Annotated in this window: 17 protein-coding genes; 9 read left to right on the top strand and 8 right to left on the bottom strand. The window is 63.2% G+C overall.

Annotation, left to right across the window (positions count from 1 at the left end; all coding sequences use genetic code 11):
* Window positions 1-26 precede the first annotated feature (26 nt).
* From BBJ66_RS06150 to BBJ66_RS06140, 3 genes are all read left to right on the top strand, one after another.
* The gene (locus tag BBJ66_RS06150; RefSeq protein ID WP_071085671.1) at window positions 27-434 is read left to right on the top strand and encodes a hypothetical protein; all 408 of its coding nucleotides are present in this window, start codon (window positions 27-29) and stop codon (window positions 432-434) included.
* A gap of 86 nt (window positions 435-520) precedes the next feature.
* Window positions 521-1,894, top strand: a complete 1,374-nt coding sequence (locus tag BBJ66_RS06145) for a PepSY-associated TM helix domain-containing protein (protein ID WP_071085669.1) — start codon at window positions 521-523, stop codon at window positions 1,892-1,894.
* A 12-nt stretch (window positions 1,895-1,906) separates the two neighbouring features.
* Window positions 1,907-2,362: a copper uptake system-associated protein gene (locus BBJ66_RS06140; protein ID WP_049735943.1), complete on the top strand. Its 456-nt coding sequence runs from the start codon at window positions 1,907-1,909 to the stop codon at window positions 2,360-2,362.
* A 4-nt stretch (window positions 2,363-2,366) separates the two neighbouring features.
* Here BBJ66_RS06140 and BBJ66_RS06135 read toward each other — a convergent pair whose 3' ends face one another.
* The 3 genes from BBJ66_RS06135 to BBJ66_RS06125 are packed head-to-tail and all read right to left on the bottom strand — an operon-like array spanning window position 2,367 to window position 5,829.
* Window positions 2,367-3,248 (bottom strand): patatin-like phospholipase family protein, encoded by an 882-nt coding sequence (locus tag BBJ66_RS06135; RefSeq protein ID WP_064836943.1) that lies wholly within the window; start codon window positions 3,246-3,248, stop codon window positions 2,367-2,369.
* Window positions 3,249-3,260: 12 nt separating this feature from the next.
* On the bottom strand, window positions 3,261-3,821 hold the full coding sequence (gene rsmD, locus BBJ66_RS06130) for a 16S rRNA (guanine(966)-N(2))-methyltransferase RsmD (RefSeq protein ID WP_071085667.1): 561 nt from the start codon (window positions 3,819-3,821) through the stop codon (window positions 3,261-3,263).
* A complete protein-coding gene (locus BBJ66_RS06125; protein ID WP_071085665.1) occupies window positions 3,802-5,829 on the bottom strand; it encodes a pseudouridine synthase in 2,028 nt (675 codons plus the stop codon). Before BBJ66_RS06125 ends, rsmD begins: the two co-directional genes overlap by 20 nt.
* A gap of 90 nt (window positions 5,830-5,919) precedes the next feature.
* On the opposite strand from BBJ66_RS06125, the gene BBJ66_RS06120 reads away from it, so the two are divergent.
* Window positions 5,920-6,357 carry a nucleoside deaminase gene (locus BBJ66_RS06120; protein WP_071085658.1) on the top strand — a complete coding sequence of 146 codons (438 nt, stop codon included), beginning with the start codon at window positions 5,920-5,922 and terminating at the stop codon, window positions 6,355-6,357.
* A gap of 225 nt (window positions 6,358-6,582) precedes the next feature.
* On the opposite strand, the gene BBJ66_RS06115 is transcribed toward BBJ66_RS06120, so the two are convergent.
* Window positions 6,583-7,212 carry a hypothetical protein gene (locus BBJ66_RS06115; RefSeq protein ID WP_049735938.1) on the bottom strand — a complete coding sequence of 210 codons (630 nt, stop codon included), beginning with the start codon at window positions 7,210-7,212 and terminating at the stop codon, window positions 6,583-6,585.
* Window positions 7,213-7,343: 131 nt separating this feature from the next.
* Window positions 7,344-10,271, bottom strand: a complete 2,928-nt coding sequence (gene ileS / locus BBJ66_RS06110) for an isoleucine--tRNA ligase (protein ID WP_071085656.1) — start codon at window positions 10,269-10,271, stop codon at window positions 7,344-7,346.
* A gap of 343 nt (window positions 10,272-10,614) precedes the next feature.
* Between ileS and BBJ66_RS06100 the strand changes: the two genes are divergently transcribed.
* Window positions 10,615-10,878, top strand: coding sequence for a type II toxin-antitoxin system Phd/YefM family antitoxin (locus BBJ66_RS06100; protein WP_071085652.1), 264 nt, complete (start codon window positions 10,615-10,617; stop codon window positions 10,876-10,878).
* The gene (locus BBJ66_RS06095; protein WP_071085650.1) at window positions 10,875-11,333 is read left to right on the top strand and encodes a type II toxin-antitoxin system VapC family toxin; all 459 of its coding nucleotides are present in this window, start codon (window positions 10,875-10,877) and stop codon (window positions 11,331-11,333) included. Before BBJ66_RS06100 ends, BBJ66_RS06095 begins: the two co-directional genes overlap by 4 nt.
* Window positions 11,334-11,360: 27 nt before the next feature.
* Here the strand turns inward: BBJ66_RS06095 and BBJ66_RS06090 are convergent, their stop codons facing one another.
* Complete coding sequence (locus tag BBJ66_RS06090) at window positions 11,361-12,344, bottom strand: bifunctional riboflavin kinase/FAD synthetase (RefSeq protein ID WP_049735935.1); 984 nt, start codon at window positions 12,342-12,344, stop codon at window positions 11,361-11,363.
* A gap of 14 nt (window positions 12,345-12,358) precedes the next feature.
* Window positions 12,359-13,207 (bottom strand): TIGR01459 family HAD-type hydrolase, encoded by an 849-nt coding sequence (locus BBJ66_RS06085; protein ID WP_049735934.1) that lies wholly within the window; start codon window positions 13,205-13,207, stop codon window positions 12,359-12,361.
* Window positions 13,208-13,492: 285 nt separating this feature from the next.
* On the opposite strand from BBJ66_RS06085, the gene groES reads away from it, so the two are divergent.
* Window positions 13,493-13,789 (top strand): co-chaperone GroES, encoded by a 297-nt coding sequence (gene groES / locus BBJ66_RS06080; RefSeq protein ID WP_003545797.1) that lies wholly within the window; start codon window positions 13,493-13,495, stop codon window positions 13,787-13,789.
* Between the two features lie 71 nt (window positions 13,790-13,860).
* The gene (groL, locus tag BBJ66_RS06075; protein WP_049735933.1) at window positions 13,861-15,501 is read left to right on the top strand and encodes a chaperonin GroEL; all 1,641 of its coding nucleotides are present in this window, start codon (window positions 13,861-13,863) and stop codon (window positions 15,499-15,501) included.
* A 64-nt stretch (window positions 15,502-15,565) separates the two neighbouring features.
* On the opposite strand, the gene BBJ66_RS34550 is transcribed toward groL, so the two are convergent.
* Complete coding sequence (locus tag BBJ66_RS34550) at window positions 15,566-15,826, bottom strand: hypothetical protein (RefSeq protein WP_128146127.1); 261 nt, start codon at window positions 15,824-15,826, stop codon at window positions 15,566-15,568.
* A gap of 331 nt (window positions 15,827-16,157) precedes the next feature.
* Between BBJ66_RS34550 and BBJ66_RS06070 the strand changes: the two genes are divergently transcribed.
* Window positions 16,158-16,604, top strand: coding sequence for a hypothetical protein (locus BBJ66_RS06070; RefSeq protein WP_049735931.1), 447 nt, complete (start codon window positions 16,158-16,160; stop codon window positions 16,602-16,604).
* Window positions 16,605-16,619: the final 15 nt, after the last annotated feature.

Raw genomic sequence — 16,619 nt, 5'->3', positions numbered from 1 at the left:
ATCAGCGGGCGATCGGAGAGGGACAGTTGATCAAACGGGCGAGACAGATCGAGCAATGGGCACTGCGCATCCTGTGCGCGGCCGCGCTCGTTTTTATCGCATTCGCCCATCAGGCTCCCAACGCCGCCGCCGGCCGGTCCGGTCCGGCTGAACTCGCCCAATATGTGCTGCCCGATGGAACGCTGCCGACGCTTTGCGTCACCGTCAGCGACAAGTCCGATCAAGGCCAGCACGACAAAACCCATTCGCATGGTTGCGAGGCCTGCCGGATCGGCGCCTCAATCCTGCTGCCGGCGCCGGCTGATGTCGCCGGTGCTCCGATACCCTTTGCGGTCGCAGTCGAACTGCCGATCCGGCCCGAAAGCTTCCCTCGCCGACTTTTCCCGCCCAATAGCGGTCCCCGCGCTCCGCCTTCCGATCCGATCCTTGCCTGAACCTCGTGTTGCGGCAGGCGCCGTGACGCCTTTCAACGCCGGCCGAGCTGCCTCCCGCAGCCGGCCGCGGATACGGACCCATCATAATGTCGACTATCACTGCCGCCGGACCGGCGCAGCACGCCGCCAGCGGCGTTTCGCTCTACCGCGCCATCTGGCGCTGGCATTTCTTTGCCGGGCTCCTCGTCATACCCTTCATGCTCAATCTGGCCGGGACCGGGTCGCTCTATCTCTTCAAGGACGAGATCAACGCAACCATCTTCGGCTACCGCTACATCGTCCAGCCCTCCGGCCAGGCGCTGCCGGCCGAGCGGATCGCAGCGATCGCCGCTGCCGCGGTGCCGGGCTCGTCCGCAAGCTCCTACAAGGAACCGGCCCTGCCCGAGCGATCGGCCATCGTCACCGTCGCCGGCGATGCCGGCGCGACGCTGGTCTTCGTCAACCCCTATGACGGCAAGGTGCTCGATGTGGTCGGATCGACCGACGAGTTCAATCATGTCGTCAAGCGCATCCACAGCCTGGCCTATTTCGGCGGCATACCGAACCGGCTGATCGAGATCACCGGCGGCTTTGCCATGGTGCTCGTCGTCACCGGCATCTATCTGTGGTGGCCGCGCCGCCAGACGGGCGGTGTCGTCAGCGTGCGGGGAACGCCCGGCCGCCGGGTTTTCTGGCGTGACCTGCATGCGGTCACAGGTGCCTTCGCCGGCGTCCTGATCTTCTTCCTGGCGATATCAGGCATGCCGTGGTCGGGCTATTGGGGGGCGAACGCCAATGCCTGGCTGACCGAACACGGCCTCGGCTATCCCGTTCAGCTCTGGGACGACGTGCCGAAGTCGCAGAAGGTCACCGAGGACATCCTGCCGAAGAGCGGCTGGATCGTCGCGAAGGCGCCGGTTCCGCTTTCGGATATCGCCGCTGCGCAATCGGCCGAGCCGATCGGCCTCGACAAAGCAGTGGCGATTGCCAAGCGGCTGGGCATGGCGCCGGGCTTCGACATGGCGATCCCCTCCGACGAGACCGGCGTCTATACCGCCTCGCTCTATCCCGACGATCTCGCCGACGAACGCACGATCCATATCGACCAGTATTCGGGCAAACCGTTGATCGATATCGGCTTCAATCAGTATCCGTTCCTCGGCAAGGCGATCGAGTGGGGCATCAATGTCCACCAGGGACAGGAATGGGGGCGTTTCAACCAGCTGCTGATGCTCGCGACCTGCCTCGCAATAATTCTGAGCTGCGTGACCGGTGTCATCATGTGGTGGAAACGGCGCCCGGCCGGCCGGCTCGGCGTGCCGCCCATGCCGCCGAAGCGCTCGGTCTATTACGGCCTGTGGCTGATTACCGGGATCTTTGCCCTCGCCTTCCCGATGAGCGGCCTCGCCATCGTAGCCATGATCGCCTTCGACCAGATCGTCGTGCGGTTAATCCCCGTGTTGAAACGCGTTCTCGCCTGAGGAGACCAAAAGATGAAGACGATCGTTGCTCTTCTTGCCTGCGTGCTGCTCGCATCCATGGCCTCCGCAGACGACGATCCGCAGCAGGCGATCCCGGCCAGGCTGAAGCTGATGTTCGAAACGGTGGACAAGCCCCTGGACCTCACGCCGGTCGTCGCCGTTCAGGCCGATTGGGCGATCGTCGGCTGGCGGCAGGACGGACGCGGCGGACGCGCTCTGATGAAAAAGGCGCATCATGGCTGGAGCATCTATCTCTGCAGCGGCGACAGTCTGAAGGATGCCGGTACGCTGGAGAAGATCGGGCTTTCGGCGAATGACGCGACCGCGCTGGCTGCGAAACTGCGGGATGCCGAGGCAAACATCGATTCCTCCACGCTTGCACTGCTCTCGAGCTTCGAGGGCACGGTCATGATGATGAACGAGGCATCGAATGGCGCGGGCGGCGGCCATGAAGGCCACGCCCAATAGCGCTTCAGCGCTTCAGCCGCGCTTCGATTTCCCGGTCGAGGGCGAATTTCAGTTCGTCCTTGACGCCGGCGGACATGGCCAGGACTTCGCGGGCCTTGAGGAAATCCATGACGCCGGTGCGGCCGACGGCCGGGCGCAGGAAGATGTGCGGCTGGCAGAGCTTCAGCTTCAGCGTGATCGCCGTCTGCATCATCAATTGGCCGGAGCCGAAGATGCTCTCCATGCGGTTCGGAATATGCGTGCCGTCGCCTTCCGGCGCGCCGACGACATCGATGCCGACGACGATGTCGGCAAGATCCATCAGCGGTTCATAGGGTACCGGATTGCTGATGCCGCCGTCGATCATCACCCGGCCGCGCAGGCGCACCGGCATGAAGACGGCGGGAATGGCAGAAGAGGCGGCAAGCGCCGGAAACAGCTCGCCCTCTTCGATGATGACTTCGTTCTGCCCGTAATAATCCGTGGTGATGACCTTCATCGGCACCAGCAGATCCTCGAAGCGGGCCGGCAGCTCGGCCGGCAGAAAGGCTTTCAGGATCCGCTCCAGATTGAACTGGCCGATGCGGATACCCTTGGCCACCGCATCGCGCACCGTCGCCGGCCGCAGGCCCCAGATGCGGGCGACGACCGCCGTCTTGTTGCCGACCGTCGTCAGCGCATGTTCGCGGATTTCGGCCCCGGACATGCCGGCGGCCATGCCGGCCCCCATGATCGCGCCCATCGACGAACCCGATATCGCCACCGGGCGGATGCCGAGTTCGTCGAGCGTCTCGATGATATGGATGTGGGCAAGTCCGCGCGCGCCGCCGCCGCCGAAAGCGACGGCGACCGTCGGAAGGTCGCTGATCGCAGGCAGTTTCGGGCTGATGATCTCTGCCTGCTGCACGCCCGCCCCCGCTTATTGCGGCTGATACCGGAAGAAATGCACCCTCGTATCGCCAAAGATGCGGTCTTCGAGGAAAACATAGGAAGGATGCACGGAAACGACAATATCGGCGCGTTCTTCGAGCACCGCGATCGCACCGGGCCTGAGCCAGCCGCCTGCGTCCGCGGCCGCCATCGCCTTTTCGCCGAGACCTTTACCATAGGGCGGGTCGGCAAACAGCACATCGAAGGCTTCGAGATTGCCGACGCTGCCGAGATCGGTCGCATCGCGGCGCAGGATACGCGTGCGGCCGTGCAGGCCGAGCGCATCGATGTTTTCCCAGAGCAGCGCCCTGCCTTCGACGCTGTTTTCAACGAAGAGCGCATGGCGACAGCCGCGTGACACGGCTTCGAGGCCAACGGCGCCGGTTCCGGCAAAAAGGTCGAGTATCCGGGTGCCGTCGACGCATTCCGGATAGGCATGGCTCAATATGTTGAACAGGCTCTCGCGCGTCCGGTCGGCAGTCGGCCGGATCTCGTTGGATTTTGGCACGGCGAGAGGCCGTCCGCGAAACTCACCGCCGACGATCCGCACCGCGCGTCATTCCCTTTCCTTTTGCACCACCTCTGGACGGGCCGCCCGCAGGCCTGTCGCCGCCCGGCCTGTCGCCGCCGGGCTTGCCGCCCTTCGGCTTGCCTGAAAAATTCTTCGACCCGCCCGGCTTGGCGCCAAAGCCCTTGCCGCGCGGCTTATCGCCCGAAGGCCGGCCACCCGCAGATTTGTCGCCGAAGGATTTTTCGCCACGCGGACGCTCGGAGCGGCCTTCGCCGGCAAAACTTCTGGCTGCGCGCGGGCGCTCGTCGCCGTCCTCGCGCGGTCTGCGATCACCACGCGGCTTGTCGCCGAAGGGGCGGTCGCCACGCGAGGGACGATCGCCGAAAGGCCGGTCGCTGCGCGGACGCTCCGAACGGGCCTCGCCTGTGGAGGCTCTGGCGGCACGCGGCCGCTCGTCACCATCCCGCGGCTTGCGATCACCACGCGGCTTGTCGCCGAACGACCGATCGCCACGCGAGGGACGATCCCCGAAAGGCCGGTCGCCGCGCGGACGCTCCGGACGGCCTTCGCCGGTAGAGCTTCTGGTACGCGGGCGTTCGTCACCCGCTTCGCGGGGACGGCGTTCGCCGCGCGCCGGGCGGTCGCCATAACCGCGGTCTTCGCGGGCCGGACGATCCCCGAACGAGCGCTTGCGGCCGCGGCCCTCGCCCTCATCCTTGCGGTGAGGCTCCTCGCTCGAGCGGATCCATTCGCCGTCCTCCTCGCGCACGCGGTTGATCTGCGTGCGCGGGCGATCCTCGATATGGTGGAAACCGGCGCTCTTTGCCGGCGTCTGCTCGCCGCGCCGGCGCGCGGTCTGCTCATTCTTGGCGGCTTTCGCGGCCGCCTTTTCGCCGAGCGGCCGGGCGCCCGGCGCCATCCAGACATTGGCGCTGCGGCGCTGGCCGAGCGGCTGCGGCCGTTTCGGCTTATCGTCGTCGAAGCGGCCGCCATCACGGCGGTCGTCATCCTTGCGCCCGCCACCGCGGCGATCGTCGCGCTTGGTGTCGAGGCGGCTCAGCGCCCGTTCGCGCTTGTCCTCGTCGCGGCGCGGACGCTGCTCGCGTTTTTCCGGGGCCGCGGCTTCAGCCTCTTCCTCGGCGGCAACGGCCGGCACATTGTAGATCGGCGCGTCGAAATTCGCCTTGGCTTCCTCGATCAGGCGCGGGCCGAGCTGGTCGCGCAGCGTGCGGCCGCGCACCTCGATGACATGGCCTTCCGGCAGGTCGCCGAGCTGGAACGGGCCGTAGGAAATGCGGATCAGGCGGTTGACGTCGAGGCCGAGCGCGCCCATCACGTTCTTGATTTCGCGGTTCTTGCCTTCGCGAAGGCCCATGGTGATCCAGACGTTCGAGCCTTGCGTGCGGTCGAGCGTCGCCTCGATCGAGCCGTAGAGCACGCCGTCGACGGCGATGCCGTCCTTCAGCTTATCGAGCGCGTCCTGATCGATCTCGCCATGGGCGCGGACACGGTAGCGGCGCAGCCAGCCGGTCGCCGGCAGCTCGAGCGCGCGGGCAAGACCGCCGTCATTGGTCAGCAGCAGCAGGCCTTCGGTGTTGATATCGAGACGGCCGATCGACATGACGCGCGGCAGTTCTTCCGGCAGGTTGTCGAAGACGGTCGCGCGGCCTTCCGGATCGGCATTGGTGGTCACCAGCCCGGCCGGCTTGTGATAGAGCCACAGCCTGGTGCGCTCGATGCCGCGGATCGGCACGCCGTCGACCTCGATGCGGTCGGCGAGCGTGACGTTGACGACGGGGGTTTCGAGAACCCTGCCGTTCAGCGTCACCCGGCCTTCCATGATCATGCGCTCGATGTCGCGGCGGGAGGCGACGCCGGCGCGCGCCATCACCTTGGAAATGCGTTCGGCCTTGGCCTCGCCTTCGGTCTCGGCCGCGGTCGCAGCCTTTGCCGGCTTTACGCCGCCCGACTTCGCGCCGGCCTTCGGCCTGTCGTCCCGTGAAAAGGGCTTTGCGCCCGGGCGTTTTGGCTTGTCTTTGGGTGTCATTTGTTGTTTGCCTGCCTTTTGGGCCTGTCTATCAGGTCACGCATCTGCGGTTAAGTGGAAATTCGTGCGATCGTGAAGACAAATCGTTTCATGGAAATGGCGCTCGAAGAGGCGCGTGCCGCCGGAGAACGCGGCGAGGTGCCGATCGGCGCCGTCGTCGTCATCGACGATATCGCCGTTTCACGCTCGGGAAACCGCACGCGCGAGCTCAATGACGTGACCGCACATGCCGAAATCGCCGCGATCCGGCTGGCCTGCGAAGCGCTCGGACAGGAGCGTCTTGTTGGCGCCGATCTCTATGTGACGCTCGAGCCTTGCACCATGTGCGCGGCAGCCATCTCGTTTGCGCGTATCCGCAGGCTCTATTACGGCGCCGAAGACCCGAAGGGCGGCGGCGTCGACAATGGCGTGCGATTTTACGCGCAGCCGACCTGCCATCACGTCCCGGAGGTCTATTCCGGATTCAACGAGGTGCAATCGGCCGAGATCCTGCGGACGTTCTTTTCGCAAAAGAGAGAGGCGCCGTAGCCTGAGGCGCGTCGCCATCTTCGACTGTCGCGCCAATGGCTGCCCCTCACCCTAACCCTCTCCCCGCTCGCGGGGAGAGGGGACGTGCCCTGCAGGAAGCTGGTGGGGAACGGAGAGGTTGCAACATGTCCCTTCGCCCCGCAGGCGGGGAGAAGGTGCCGGCAGGCGGATGAGGGGCTACCCTCCCCGATCCCTGAGGCGGCGTCTCAGTGCCTAGACAAGCCGCTATTGCAGGAAGTTCCACCACTGCTTGCCGCTGTTGGCGATCGCCGCATCCTTCTTGCGCTTCTTCTGCTTCTTGAGCTCGGGCTCGCCGACATCATCAAGCTTTGCCGGATCGTCGACAGTGCGGTAGCCGGGGGGCGGATCGGAGATATAGCGGCGCTGATCGATATAGGAGCCCTTCTGCAGGGCGCGGGCTTCACGATAGGCCTTGGTCTGGGCTTCCGTCGTGCGCCGGCCGCCTTCGATGGCGGAGCTTGCCAGCGGCGAGCGGTAGTTCGGATTGTCGGAATTGGCGTCGGCCTCGGAAACCAGGCGGGCGCGGGTTTCCTCGGGCGATTCAATCCATTGCGGATTGTCCTTGTTGGCGACCGTCGGCTGCGGCGCAACGAGGGTCTCCCTCTGCGCCTCGGCCGGCAGCACCAGCGTCGGGCGCGGGGTGTACTTGACGCCCTTGTTCTTCGGGTCGGGCCCGGTCAGCGAGACGGACTGGCCGAGATCGTCGGTCAGCTGCTCCATGGCGGTTTTGTCGGTGCCGTAGGTCGGGCTGCTGGCGCAGCTGGACACCAGGGAGCATCCCGCCATGACAACAGACAGGCAGGCGCCCATACGGAACCAATGCGTTGCGAACATGAAAACCCTTCCAGCCACCGGTGCAATCGTTGCCCAACCGGACAACCGTCCCCCTGACGCAAAAATCCGGCCATTTTCAGGCAGCTTTTACCGGATGAACCGCGAAAGCGCAATTCACCCGGCAATATTCTTCACTTGAGCAGCGCAAGCTCGCGAAGGGCGGCAGCGTCACGGGCCGAGACATCGGGATAGTCTGGATCGGAACCGACATCCCGCGTGATGCGCCAGGAGCGGGCGCATTTGACACCTTCGGCCAGCGTCGGCACGACCGCGACTTCAGGCACTTCGGCCAAGCGGAAGGCTTCCGCCGGACCGGCGTCCGCCTTGATGGTGATGCCCGAGGTGATGCAGACTTCGGTAAAGTCCTGGCCCTCGAGCGCCTTGATGAGCTCCGGATCGGCGATGTGGACGACCGGTGCTGCTTCCAGCGAGGAGCCGATGCGCTTGTCCTTGCGCTCGATTTCCAGAGCGCCGGTGACAACCGAGCGGACGGCGCGGATCTTCTTCCACTTCTCGGCCAGGGCATCGTTGCGCCATTCCTTGGCAACCGGGGCAAACTGCTCCAGATGCACGGAAACGGCGGCAGGGTTGCGCGACAGCCAAGCTTCCTCGGTGGTGAAGGGCAGCATCGGAGCAAGCCAGGTCACCATGCAATCGAAGATCTGGCGGATGACGTGCAGGCTGGCGCGCCGGCGCAGGCTCGACGGCGCGTCGCAATAGAGCGCATCCTTGCGGACATCGAAATAGAAGGCCGAAAGCTCGACATTGGCGAAGTCGATCAGCGCGCGGGCGATCTTCTTGAAGTCGAAGGCGTCGTAATTCTCGCGCACCAGCTCGTCGAGTTCGGCAAGCCGGTGCAGCATCAGCTGCTCCAGCTCCGGCAGATCGGCAAAGGCGATCTCCTCGCCCTTGTCGTGGGCAAGCGTGCCGAGCATCCAGCGAATGGTGTTGCGCAGCTTGCGATAGGCGTCGACATTGGTCTGGATGATCGTCTTGCCGACACGCAGGTCGTCGGCATAATCCGAGGTCATCACCCAGAGGCGCAGGATGTCGGCGCCTGCATCCTTCATCACTTCCTGAGGTGCCGTGACGTTGCCCTTCGACTTCGACATCTTCTCGCCCTTCTCGTCCATGGTGAAGCCATGGGTGAGGACGGCGTTGTAAGGCGCGCGGCCGCGAGTGGCGGCAGATTCCAGGAGCGACGAATGGAACCAGCCGCGATGCTGGTCGGAGCCCTCGAGATAAAGATCGGCCGGCCACTTCAGGTCCGGGCGGTCTTCGAGCGTGAAGGTGTGAGTCGAACCTGAATCGAACCAGACGTCGAGGATATCCATGACCTGCGACCACTTGGCCGGGTCATGCTCGTTGCCGAGGAACCGCTCCTTGGCGCCTTCGGCGAACCAGGCATCAGCGCCCTCGACGTCGAAGGCATCGAGGATGCGGCGGTTGACGGCCTCGTCCTGCAGCACGGCGCCATGTTCGTCGACGAAGACGCAGATCGGCACGCCCCAGGCGCGTTGACGAGAAAGCACCCAGTCCGGGCGCTGCTCGATCATGGCGCGCAGGCGGTTCTGGCCGGCAGCCGGCACGAAGCGGGTGTCGTCGATTGCGGTGAGCGCACGGGTGCGCAGCGTCGTTCCATCCGCCAGCGTCTTGTCCATATAGACGAACCACTGCGGCGTGTTGCGGAAGATGACCGGCTTCTTGGAGCGCCAGGAATGCGGATACTGGTGCTTCAGGCGGCCGCGGGCAAAAAGCGCGCCGCCTTCGATCAGCGCCTTGATGACGCGGTCGTTGGCATCGCCCTTCTTGCCGTTGTCGTCGATGACGCGGGCGCCTTCGAGGCCGGGGGCGTCTGCCGTGTAGAAGCCGCCGTCGTCGACCGGGAACGGGATCTTGGTCTCGATGCCGCGCGCGTCGATCTCGCGGGCATGCGCCATCCAGACGTCAAAGTCTTCGCGGCCGTGGCTGGGCGCCGTATGCACGAAACCCGTACCGGCATCGTCGGTGACATGGTCGCCCTCGAGCAGCGGCACGGCAAATTCATAGCCGCCGCCGAGCCCCTTGAGCGGATGCGCGCAGGTGATCCCGGCAAGATCGGCAGCCGTAACGTCGGCAAGGCGCTTGTACTGCAGCTTCGCTTTGGCGAAGGATTCTTCGGCCAGCTGATCGGCAAAGATCAGCTTCTCACCCGGGCGCGGGCCAAAATCATTCTCGGCAGCCGTGACTTCATAGAGGCCGTAGGCAACCCGCGAGGAATAGGCGATCGCCCGGTTGCCGGGGATCGTCCAGGGCGTCGTCGTCCAGATGACGACTGAGGCATCCAGCAGATGGAACTTTGCTTCCGCGCCGTCACGCACGACGAATTTCACCGGGAACTTCACCCAGATCGTATCGCTTTCGTAATCGTGATATTCGACTTCTGCTTCCGCCAGCGCGGTGCGCTCGACCACCGACCACATGATCGGCTTGGAGCCGCGATAGAGCTGGCCGCTGGCGGCGATCTTCAACAACTCGCCGGCGATGCGGCTCTCCGCGTGAAAATTCATCGTCAGATACGGGTTGTCGAAATCGCCGACGATGCCGAGGCGCTGGAACTCGTCGCCCTGGACCTTGATCCATTTTTCGGCATAGGCGCGGCACTCGCGGCGGAATCCGATCATCGCCGCCGGCTCCTTGAGATCCGGCTTGGCCTTGCCCTTGGCGCGATAGTTCTCCTCTTCGATCTTCCATTCGATCGGCAGGCCGTGGCAATCCCAGCCGGGCACATAATTGGCGTCGTAGCCGCGCATCTGGAACGAGCGGTTGATGACGTCCTTGAGGATCTTGTTCAGCGCGTGGCCGATATGGATGTTGCCGTTGGCATAGGGCGGGCCGTCGTGCAGCACGAACTTTTCGCGGCCGGCGGCCGAGGCGCGCAGTTTCTTGTAGAGACCCATCTCCTGCCAGCGCTTGACCAGCTCCGGCTCCTTCTGCGGCAGGCCGGCGCGCATCGGGAAATCGGTTTCGGGCAAATAGAGGGTCTTCGAATAGTCGATCTTTTCGGCGGTGTCGGTCATATCGGGACAATCGTTTCTGGCGGCCCAGGAAGGGGCGCAACGGCGTGAAAAAGCTGGTGACGGAAGCGCTTATATCCAAGCGCCAAAAACCCGGACCTCCCGGCCGCTTAGCGCGCGCGGAAGGCCGGGCCGATAATTCGCATCGTCATCGCCAGCCGAAATTTCGTCATAGCGCCGGTTCATAGGCGTTTTTGCCCGGAAAAGGAAGAGCAGAATTCGCGGGGCGGCAATCGGCCCCGATGGCAGGAATTGCCGCAGATTCATCTGTCAAGAAAGTGAAGAGGCTGGAAAACCCTCGCTGCCTGCGATATGATCTGACTATCTGACCAGCAGGCGGAGGCGCATGAAAAAAATCACGAAACAAAGCTGGAAGCTCGAAGAGGCGAAAGCGCGTTTCAGCGAGGTGGTTCGCCGGGCCCACAGCGAAGGACCGCAGCGGGTGACGGTGCGCGGCCGCGACAGCGTCGTCGTCATCAGCGTCGAAGAGCTCGACCGGCTGACCAAGGCCGAACCGAAAATGCCTTTCGTCACTTTCATGGAGAGCCTCGATCTCAAGGATCTCGATCTCGAGCGGGAGGCCGATTACGGACGGGATGCCGCGCTGTGATCGGCTGGCTGCTGGATACGAATGTCATATCGGCGCTGATCAATCCGAACGGTGCACCCTCCGTCAAATCCTGGGCTGCGGCTCAAGACGAGGAGCGGATGTTCATCAGCATCCTCACTCTGGCGGAATATGACAAGGGCATCGAGAACCTGCCAGAGGATGACCAGAACCGCTATCGTTATGCGGCTGCGCGCGATACTTTGGAGGAGAGATTCTCTGCGCGCATTCTCTCGTTGAACGATGCAGCCATTAGGCGCTGGGGCGTCATTTCGGGACGCGTGAAATTGAGGACCGGACATGCGCCGTCGGTGGTCGACACGATGCTCGCTGCCACCGCCATCGAGCACAATCTCTATCTGGTGACGCGAAACGTCAGGGATACGCGCTTCTCCGGCGCTGATGTCTTCGATCCGTGGACGAACGATCCTGTTCAGTTTCCCTTGAGCCGGAGATAGCCGATCAGAGCCACGCTGACGGCGGCCTCAGGAAAAACAAAGCTTCCGGTCGAGTTCGCCGAGCGGCGTCACACCTGATAGCAGCGCCCTCGCCTCTTCCTCGTCGCGCTTGATCTGGGCGACGAGCGGATCAAGGCCGTCGAATTTCAGCTCGGGCCTGATGTAGCCGAAGAAGGAGACGGCGCAGCGCTGGCCGTAGAGATCGCCGCTGAAATCGAAAAGATAGGTTTCGAGCAGCGGCGCGCCGTTTTCCGTCACCGTCGGGCGGCGGCCGTAGCTCGCGACGGCGTCATGCAGCGTGCCGTCCTGGCGGCGGAAGCGGACGGCGTAGATGCCGGCGGCGAGTTCCACCTCCGGCGGCAGGCGCATGTTGGCGGTGGGAAAACCGAGCTGCCGGCCGAGCTTCTCGCCGTCGATCACCTCGGCTTCGACAGTATAGCGGTAGCCGAGCATGCCGGCGACTTCGCTGACGCTGCCTTCCTTCAAAAGCGCGCGGATATGGCTCGAAGAGACGACATCGGCGTTTTCGTCGCGGAAGGCATCGATCAGGGTGACGCCGAAGCCGTAGGTCTGGCCGGCATTCATCAGGAAGGCCGGACCGCCCTCGCGGCCGCGGCCGAAATGGAAATCGAAGCCGGTGACGACCTCGGAGGCGCCGAGCCAGTCCTTGAGGATCGAATGGATGAAATCATCGGCCGAGCGCTGCGAAAACTCGTAGTCGAACGGATATTCGATGACGGCGCTGAAACCGAGCGTTTCCAGGATGCGGGCTTTCAGGGGCGCGGGCGTCAGGCGGAAAACCGGCGTCTCAGGCCGGAAGACCGTGCGCGGATGCGGCTCGAAGGTCAGCACCAGCGCGGGGATGCCGCGCGCCTTGGAGATTTCGAGCGCGCGGCTGAGCACCGACTGGTGGCCCCGATGCACGCCGTCGAAATTGCCGATGGCGATGACGCCGCCCTTGAGATGGGCGGGCAAGGGTTCCCGGGTTTCATTGCGATGGAAGACGGTCATCGGCTGGCTTCTCTTTATGCGAGGCGTGGCATCCACCACTTCGGCGTGGCTTTTTCGCGATCGAGATAGGCGTTGAGGATCGCCTCGTCGGTCTCGCCGTTCAAGGTGTATTCCTTGGCATGGATACCGCCGCTGATGTAGAGAAGGTCGAGGCCGTAATTCAAGGCGCCGCGCACATCGGTCGGCATGCCGTCGCCGATTGCCAGCACACGTTCGACAGGGAAATCGCCGCGAAGCTCGCGGGCAGCGGCCAGCGTCGCCTCATAGATCGGCTGGTGCGGTTTTCCGGCGATGCGGGTGCTGCCGCCAAGCTGCTCGTAATAGGCGGCCATGGCGCCGGCGCAGGGGATGATGCGATGGCCGCGCTCGACGACGAGGTCGGGATTGGCGCAGATCATCGGCACCTCGCGCGCCTGGAAATCCAGAAGCATCTCGGTGTAATCTTCCGGCTTCTCGGTCTCATCATCGAAAAAGCCGGTGCAGACCAGCGATCGCGCTTCGCCGGCCGGCACCCGCTCGACGCCGATGCCTTCGAGAAGCGCCTTGTCGCGCTCGGGGCCGAGCAGAAAGACCGTCTTCGGCCCTTCGGCAATCAGCCGGCGCGTGACGTCGCCCGAGGTGACGATCCGGTCATAGGCGCTGTCGGGAACGCCGATCTGGCGCAGCTGCTCGACCACCTGCCAGGAAAGGCGCGGCGAATTGGTGATGAGGACGACGGCGACGCCGCTTACGCGGGCCGCTTCAAGGGCAGCAGCGGCCTTCGGAAACGGCTCGACGCCGTTGTGAACGACGCCCCAGACATCGCAGAGCACCACGTCATAATGACCGGTTATCTCCGAGAAGTTTTCTATCCGCCTGGCCATTCCGATTTCCCGATTTGCTTCAGTCACCGGTGACATTGCAAAGGCGCAAGGCGATGGCAAGGCATTTTCTTCGCGGCCGGCCCGCGGCAGCGGGTTTCGGCGGCAATCTCCGCAATTCTCCGGCCTCTTCACAATTCCGGCACAAAAATTCGTGATGGCTCTCATTGACTCCTCTTGGAGCCATCCCTAAATGCTCGTCGCTAGCACTCACCGCAAGGGAGTGCTAACATCTATCCATGTGGGCCGCTCCGGTCCGCGAATGTCATTCGATCGAGGGATTAGACAATGGCAAGCACCAACTTCCGCCCCCTTCACGACCGCGTCGTTGTTCGCCGCGTTGAGTCCGAAGCCAAGACCAAGGGTGGCATCATCATTCCCGATACCGCCAAGGAAAAGCCGCAGGAAGGCGAAATCGTCGCCGTCGGTTCCGGCGCTCGTGACGAGTCCGGCAAGGTCGTCGCACTCGACGTCAAGGCTGGCGACCGCATCCTGTTCGGCAAGTGGTCCGGCACCGAAGTCAAGATCGACGGCGAAGACCTTCTGATCATGAAGGAAGCCGACATTATGGGCATCATCGGCTGATCAGCCGCTGGCCTTTCCGACGTAGCCGACGGGTCCCAGAACCCGGACACTCGAATTGAGGAGTTTCAATCATGGCATCTAAAGAAATCAAGTTTGGTCGCACCGCGCGCGAAAAGATGCTGCGTGGCGTCGACATTCTCGCCGATGCAGTCAAGGTAACGCTCGGCCCGAAGGGCCGTAACGTCATCATCGACAAGTCCTTCGGCGCTCCGCGCATCACCAAGGACGGCGTTTCCGTCGCCAAGGAAATCGAACTGGAAGACAAGTTCGAAAACATGGGCGCCCAGATGGTCCGCGAAGTTGCTTCGAAGACCAACGACATCGCCGGCGACGGCACCACGACCGCAACCGTTCTTGCCCAGGCGATCGTTCGCGAAGGCAACAAGGCCGTTGCAGCCGGCATGAACCCGATGGACCTGAAGCGCGGTATCGACCTCGCTGTTGCCGACGTCGTGAAGGATCTCCAGGCCAAGGCCAAGAAGATCTCCACATCTGAGGAAGTTGCACAGGTCGGCACGATCTCGGCAAACGGCGACAAGCAGGTCGGTCTCGACATTGCCGAAGCCATGCAGAAGGTCGGCAACGAAGGCGTCATCACGGTTGAAGAAGCCAAGACCGCCGAAACCGAACTCGAAGTCGTCGAAGGCATGCAGTTCGACCGCGGCTACCTCAGCCCCTACTTCGTGACCAACCCGGAAAAGATGATCGCCGACCTCGAAGATGTCTTCATTCTCCTTCACGAGAAGAAGCTCTCGAACCTGCAGTCGATGCTCCCGGTTCTCGAAGCCGTCGTCCAGACCGGCAAGCCGCTCCTCATCATCGCTGAAGACGTCGAAGGCGAAGCTCTTGCGACCCTCGTCGTCAACAAGCTGCGCGGCGGCCTCAAGATCGCTGCCGTCAAGGCGCCGGGCTTCGGCGACCGCCGCAAGGCCATGCTCGAAGACATCGCCATCCTGACGGGCGGCACCGTGATCTCCGAAGACCTCGGCATCAAGCTCGAGAGCGTCACGCTCGACATGCTCGGCCGTGCGAAGAAGGTTTCGATCTCCAAGGAAAACACCACGATCGTCGACGGTTCGGGCGCCAAGTCCGACATCGAAGGCCGTGTTGCCCAGATCAAGGCCCAGATCGAAGAAACCACCTCCGACTACGACCGCGAGAAGCTGCAGGAACGTCTTGCCAAGCTCGCCGGCGGCGTTGCCGTCATCCGCGTCGGCGGCTCGACGGAAGTCGAAGTGAAGGAAAAGAAGGACCGCATCGACGACGCGCTCAACGCGACGCGCGCTGCCGTTCAGGAAGGCATCGTCCCCGGCGGCGGTATCGCTCTGCTTCGCTCCTCCACGAAGATCACCGTCAAGGGTGCAAACGACGACCAGGAAGCCGGCATCAACATCGTTCGCCGCGCCCTGCAGGCCCTCGTTCGCCAGATCGCTGAAAACGCAGGCGACGAAGCTTCGATCGTTGTCGGCAAGGTCCTCGACAAGAACGAAGACAACTTCGGCTACAACGCCCAGACGTCTGAATTCGGCGACATGATCTCCATGGGTATCGTCGACCCGCTCAAGGTCGTTCGTACCGCGCTGCAGAACGCTGCTTCTGTCGCATCGCTGCTGATCACCACCGAAGCCATGATCGCCGAACTGCCGAAGAAGGATGCCCCTGCCGGCATGCCGGGCGGCATGGGCGGCATGGGCGGTATGGACATGATGTGATAGGCCAACGGCCTTTCACAGCATCGTCCGTAAAACCGCCCATCATCTAAGATGGTTCAGCGCGTCAAGCGCGCTGAACTGGCGGTATGGACATGATGTGATAGGCGAAAGCCGTCACTGACATCCATTCCGGCACATCCGGATCAGGAAGGGCGGCCCTCGGGTCGCCCTTTTCTTTTGCGCTCAAATTGATTCGTCGGTTGCGCACAATTCTATGGCGCGTCGCCCACTCCCCGGCTGAAGCTTTCGCGAAGCTTGCGTTGCCGCGCTTTTTCAGGCCATCGGTCTGCGTGAGAGATTGCAGCGTTGCCGCACTATTCTTCACCTCATATCGCGTGGAACCGTATCCAAAGCCCGCAAATTTGATGTTTCGGCGCTGCTTCCCCGCTGGATAGGCTGAGGACGCCGGCATTCCCGGAAAAATGCCGATCCGAACAACCCTTAAAAAGCCGTTGCCGTTTGTTCAAAAGCCCCTATAAATCCGCGCTGCAATTGAAGCGCGCCCACCAAACGGGCGCGAGAGACGTTCCGCCGGCCCGATGGCCGCGGCAACGATCGCCGGTAAAAGCACGGGCATCATGCCTGCTGCTGCGTGATCCTGTTTTTGTGTTTACCGAGCGTGCGGCGGAGGAGCTGCATGCGAACGGGGGAACGCCTTGTTTAAGATCGTCAAAGCCAATGCAGCCGTACCTTTGACACCCGGCTCGCTTGAGCACCACAATCAAAATGACGAGATGGTGGCTCAGTTTTCGATTTCCGAAACCTGGACCGGAGATTTGTCGAGCGGCATGCTCCGCCTCGGCGAATGGAGCGCGATGCTGCACGGCCTTTCCGCACGGGACTGCGGGCTCTTGAGCCTGATCCGCTGCTACGACAGCAAGGACCGCAGCCACGTCCTGGAGCTGTTCGAGCAGGCGGCCACGCTCTCCTCCTCCTTCTGTTTTTCGACGACGATCATCATGCCGAACGGCTTGCGCCAGCCGCTCTTCTGCATGGGCGAGTCGAACGGGCTCGAGGAAAAATACAGCGGCAGCATGGTCGGCGTCTTCATCTTTCCGCGCTTCAAGCTTGAAGGTTCCAGACAGATCACAAGCCCGCGATAAAACTGGCATTGCAGG

The organism is Rhizobium sp. RSm-3 (genome assembly GCF_001854685.1).
In the GTDB taxonomy this organism is placed as follows: Bacteria; Pseudomonadota; Alphaproteobacteria; order Rhizobiales; family Rhizobiaceae; genus Rhizobium; species Rhizobium ecuadorense.
The sequence above is the reverse complement of the archived record's forward strand: the minus strand, read 5'-3'. Positions and strand labels throughout refer to the sequence as shown.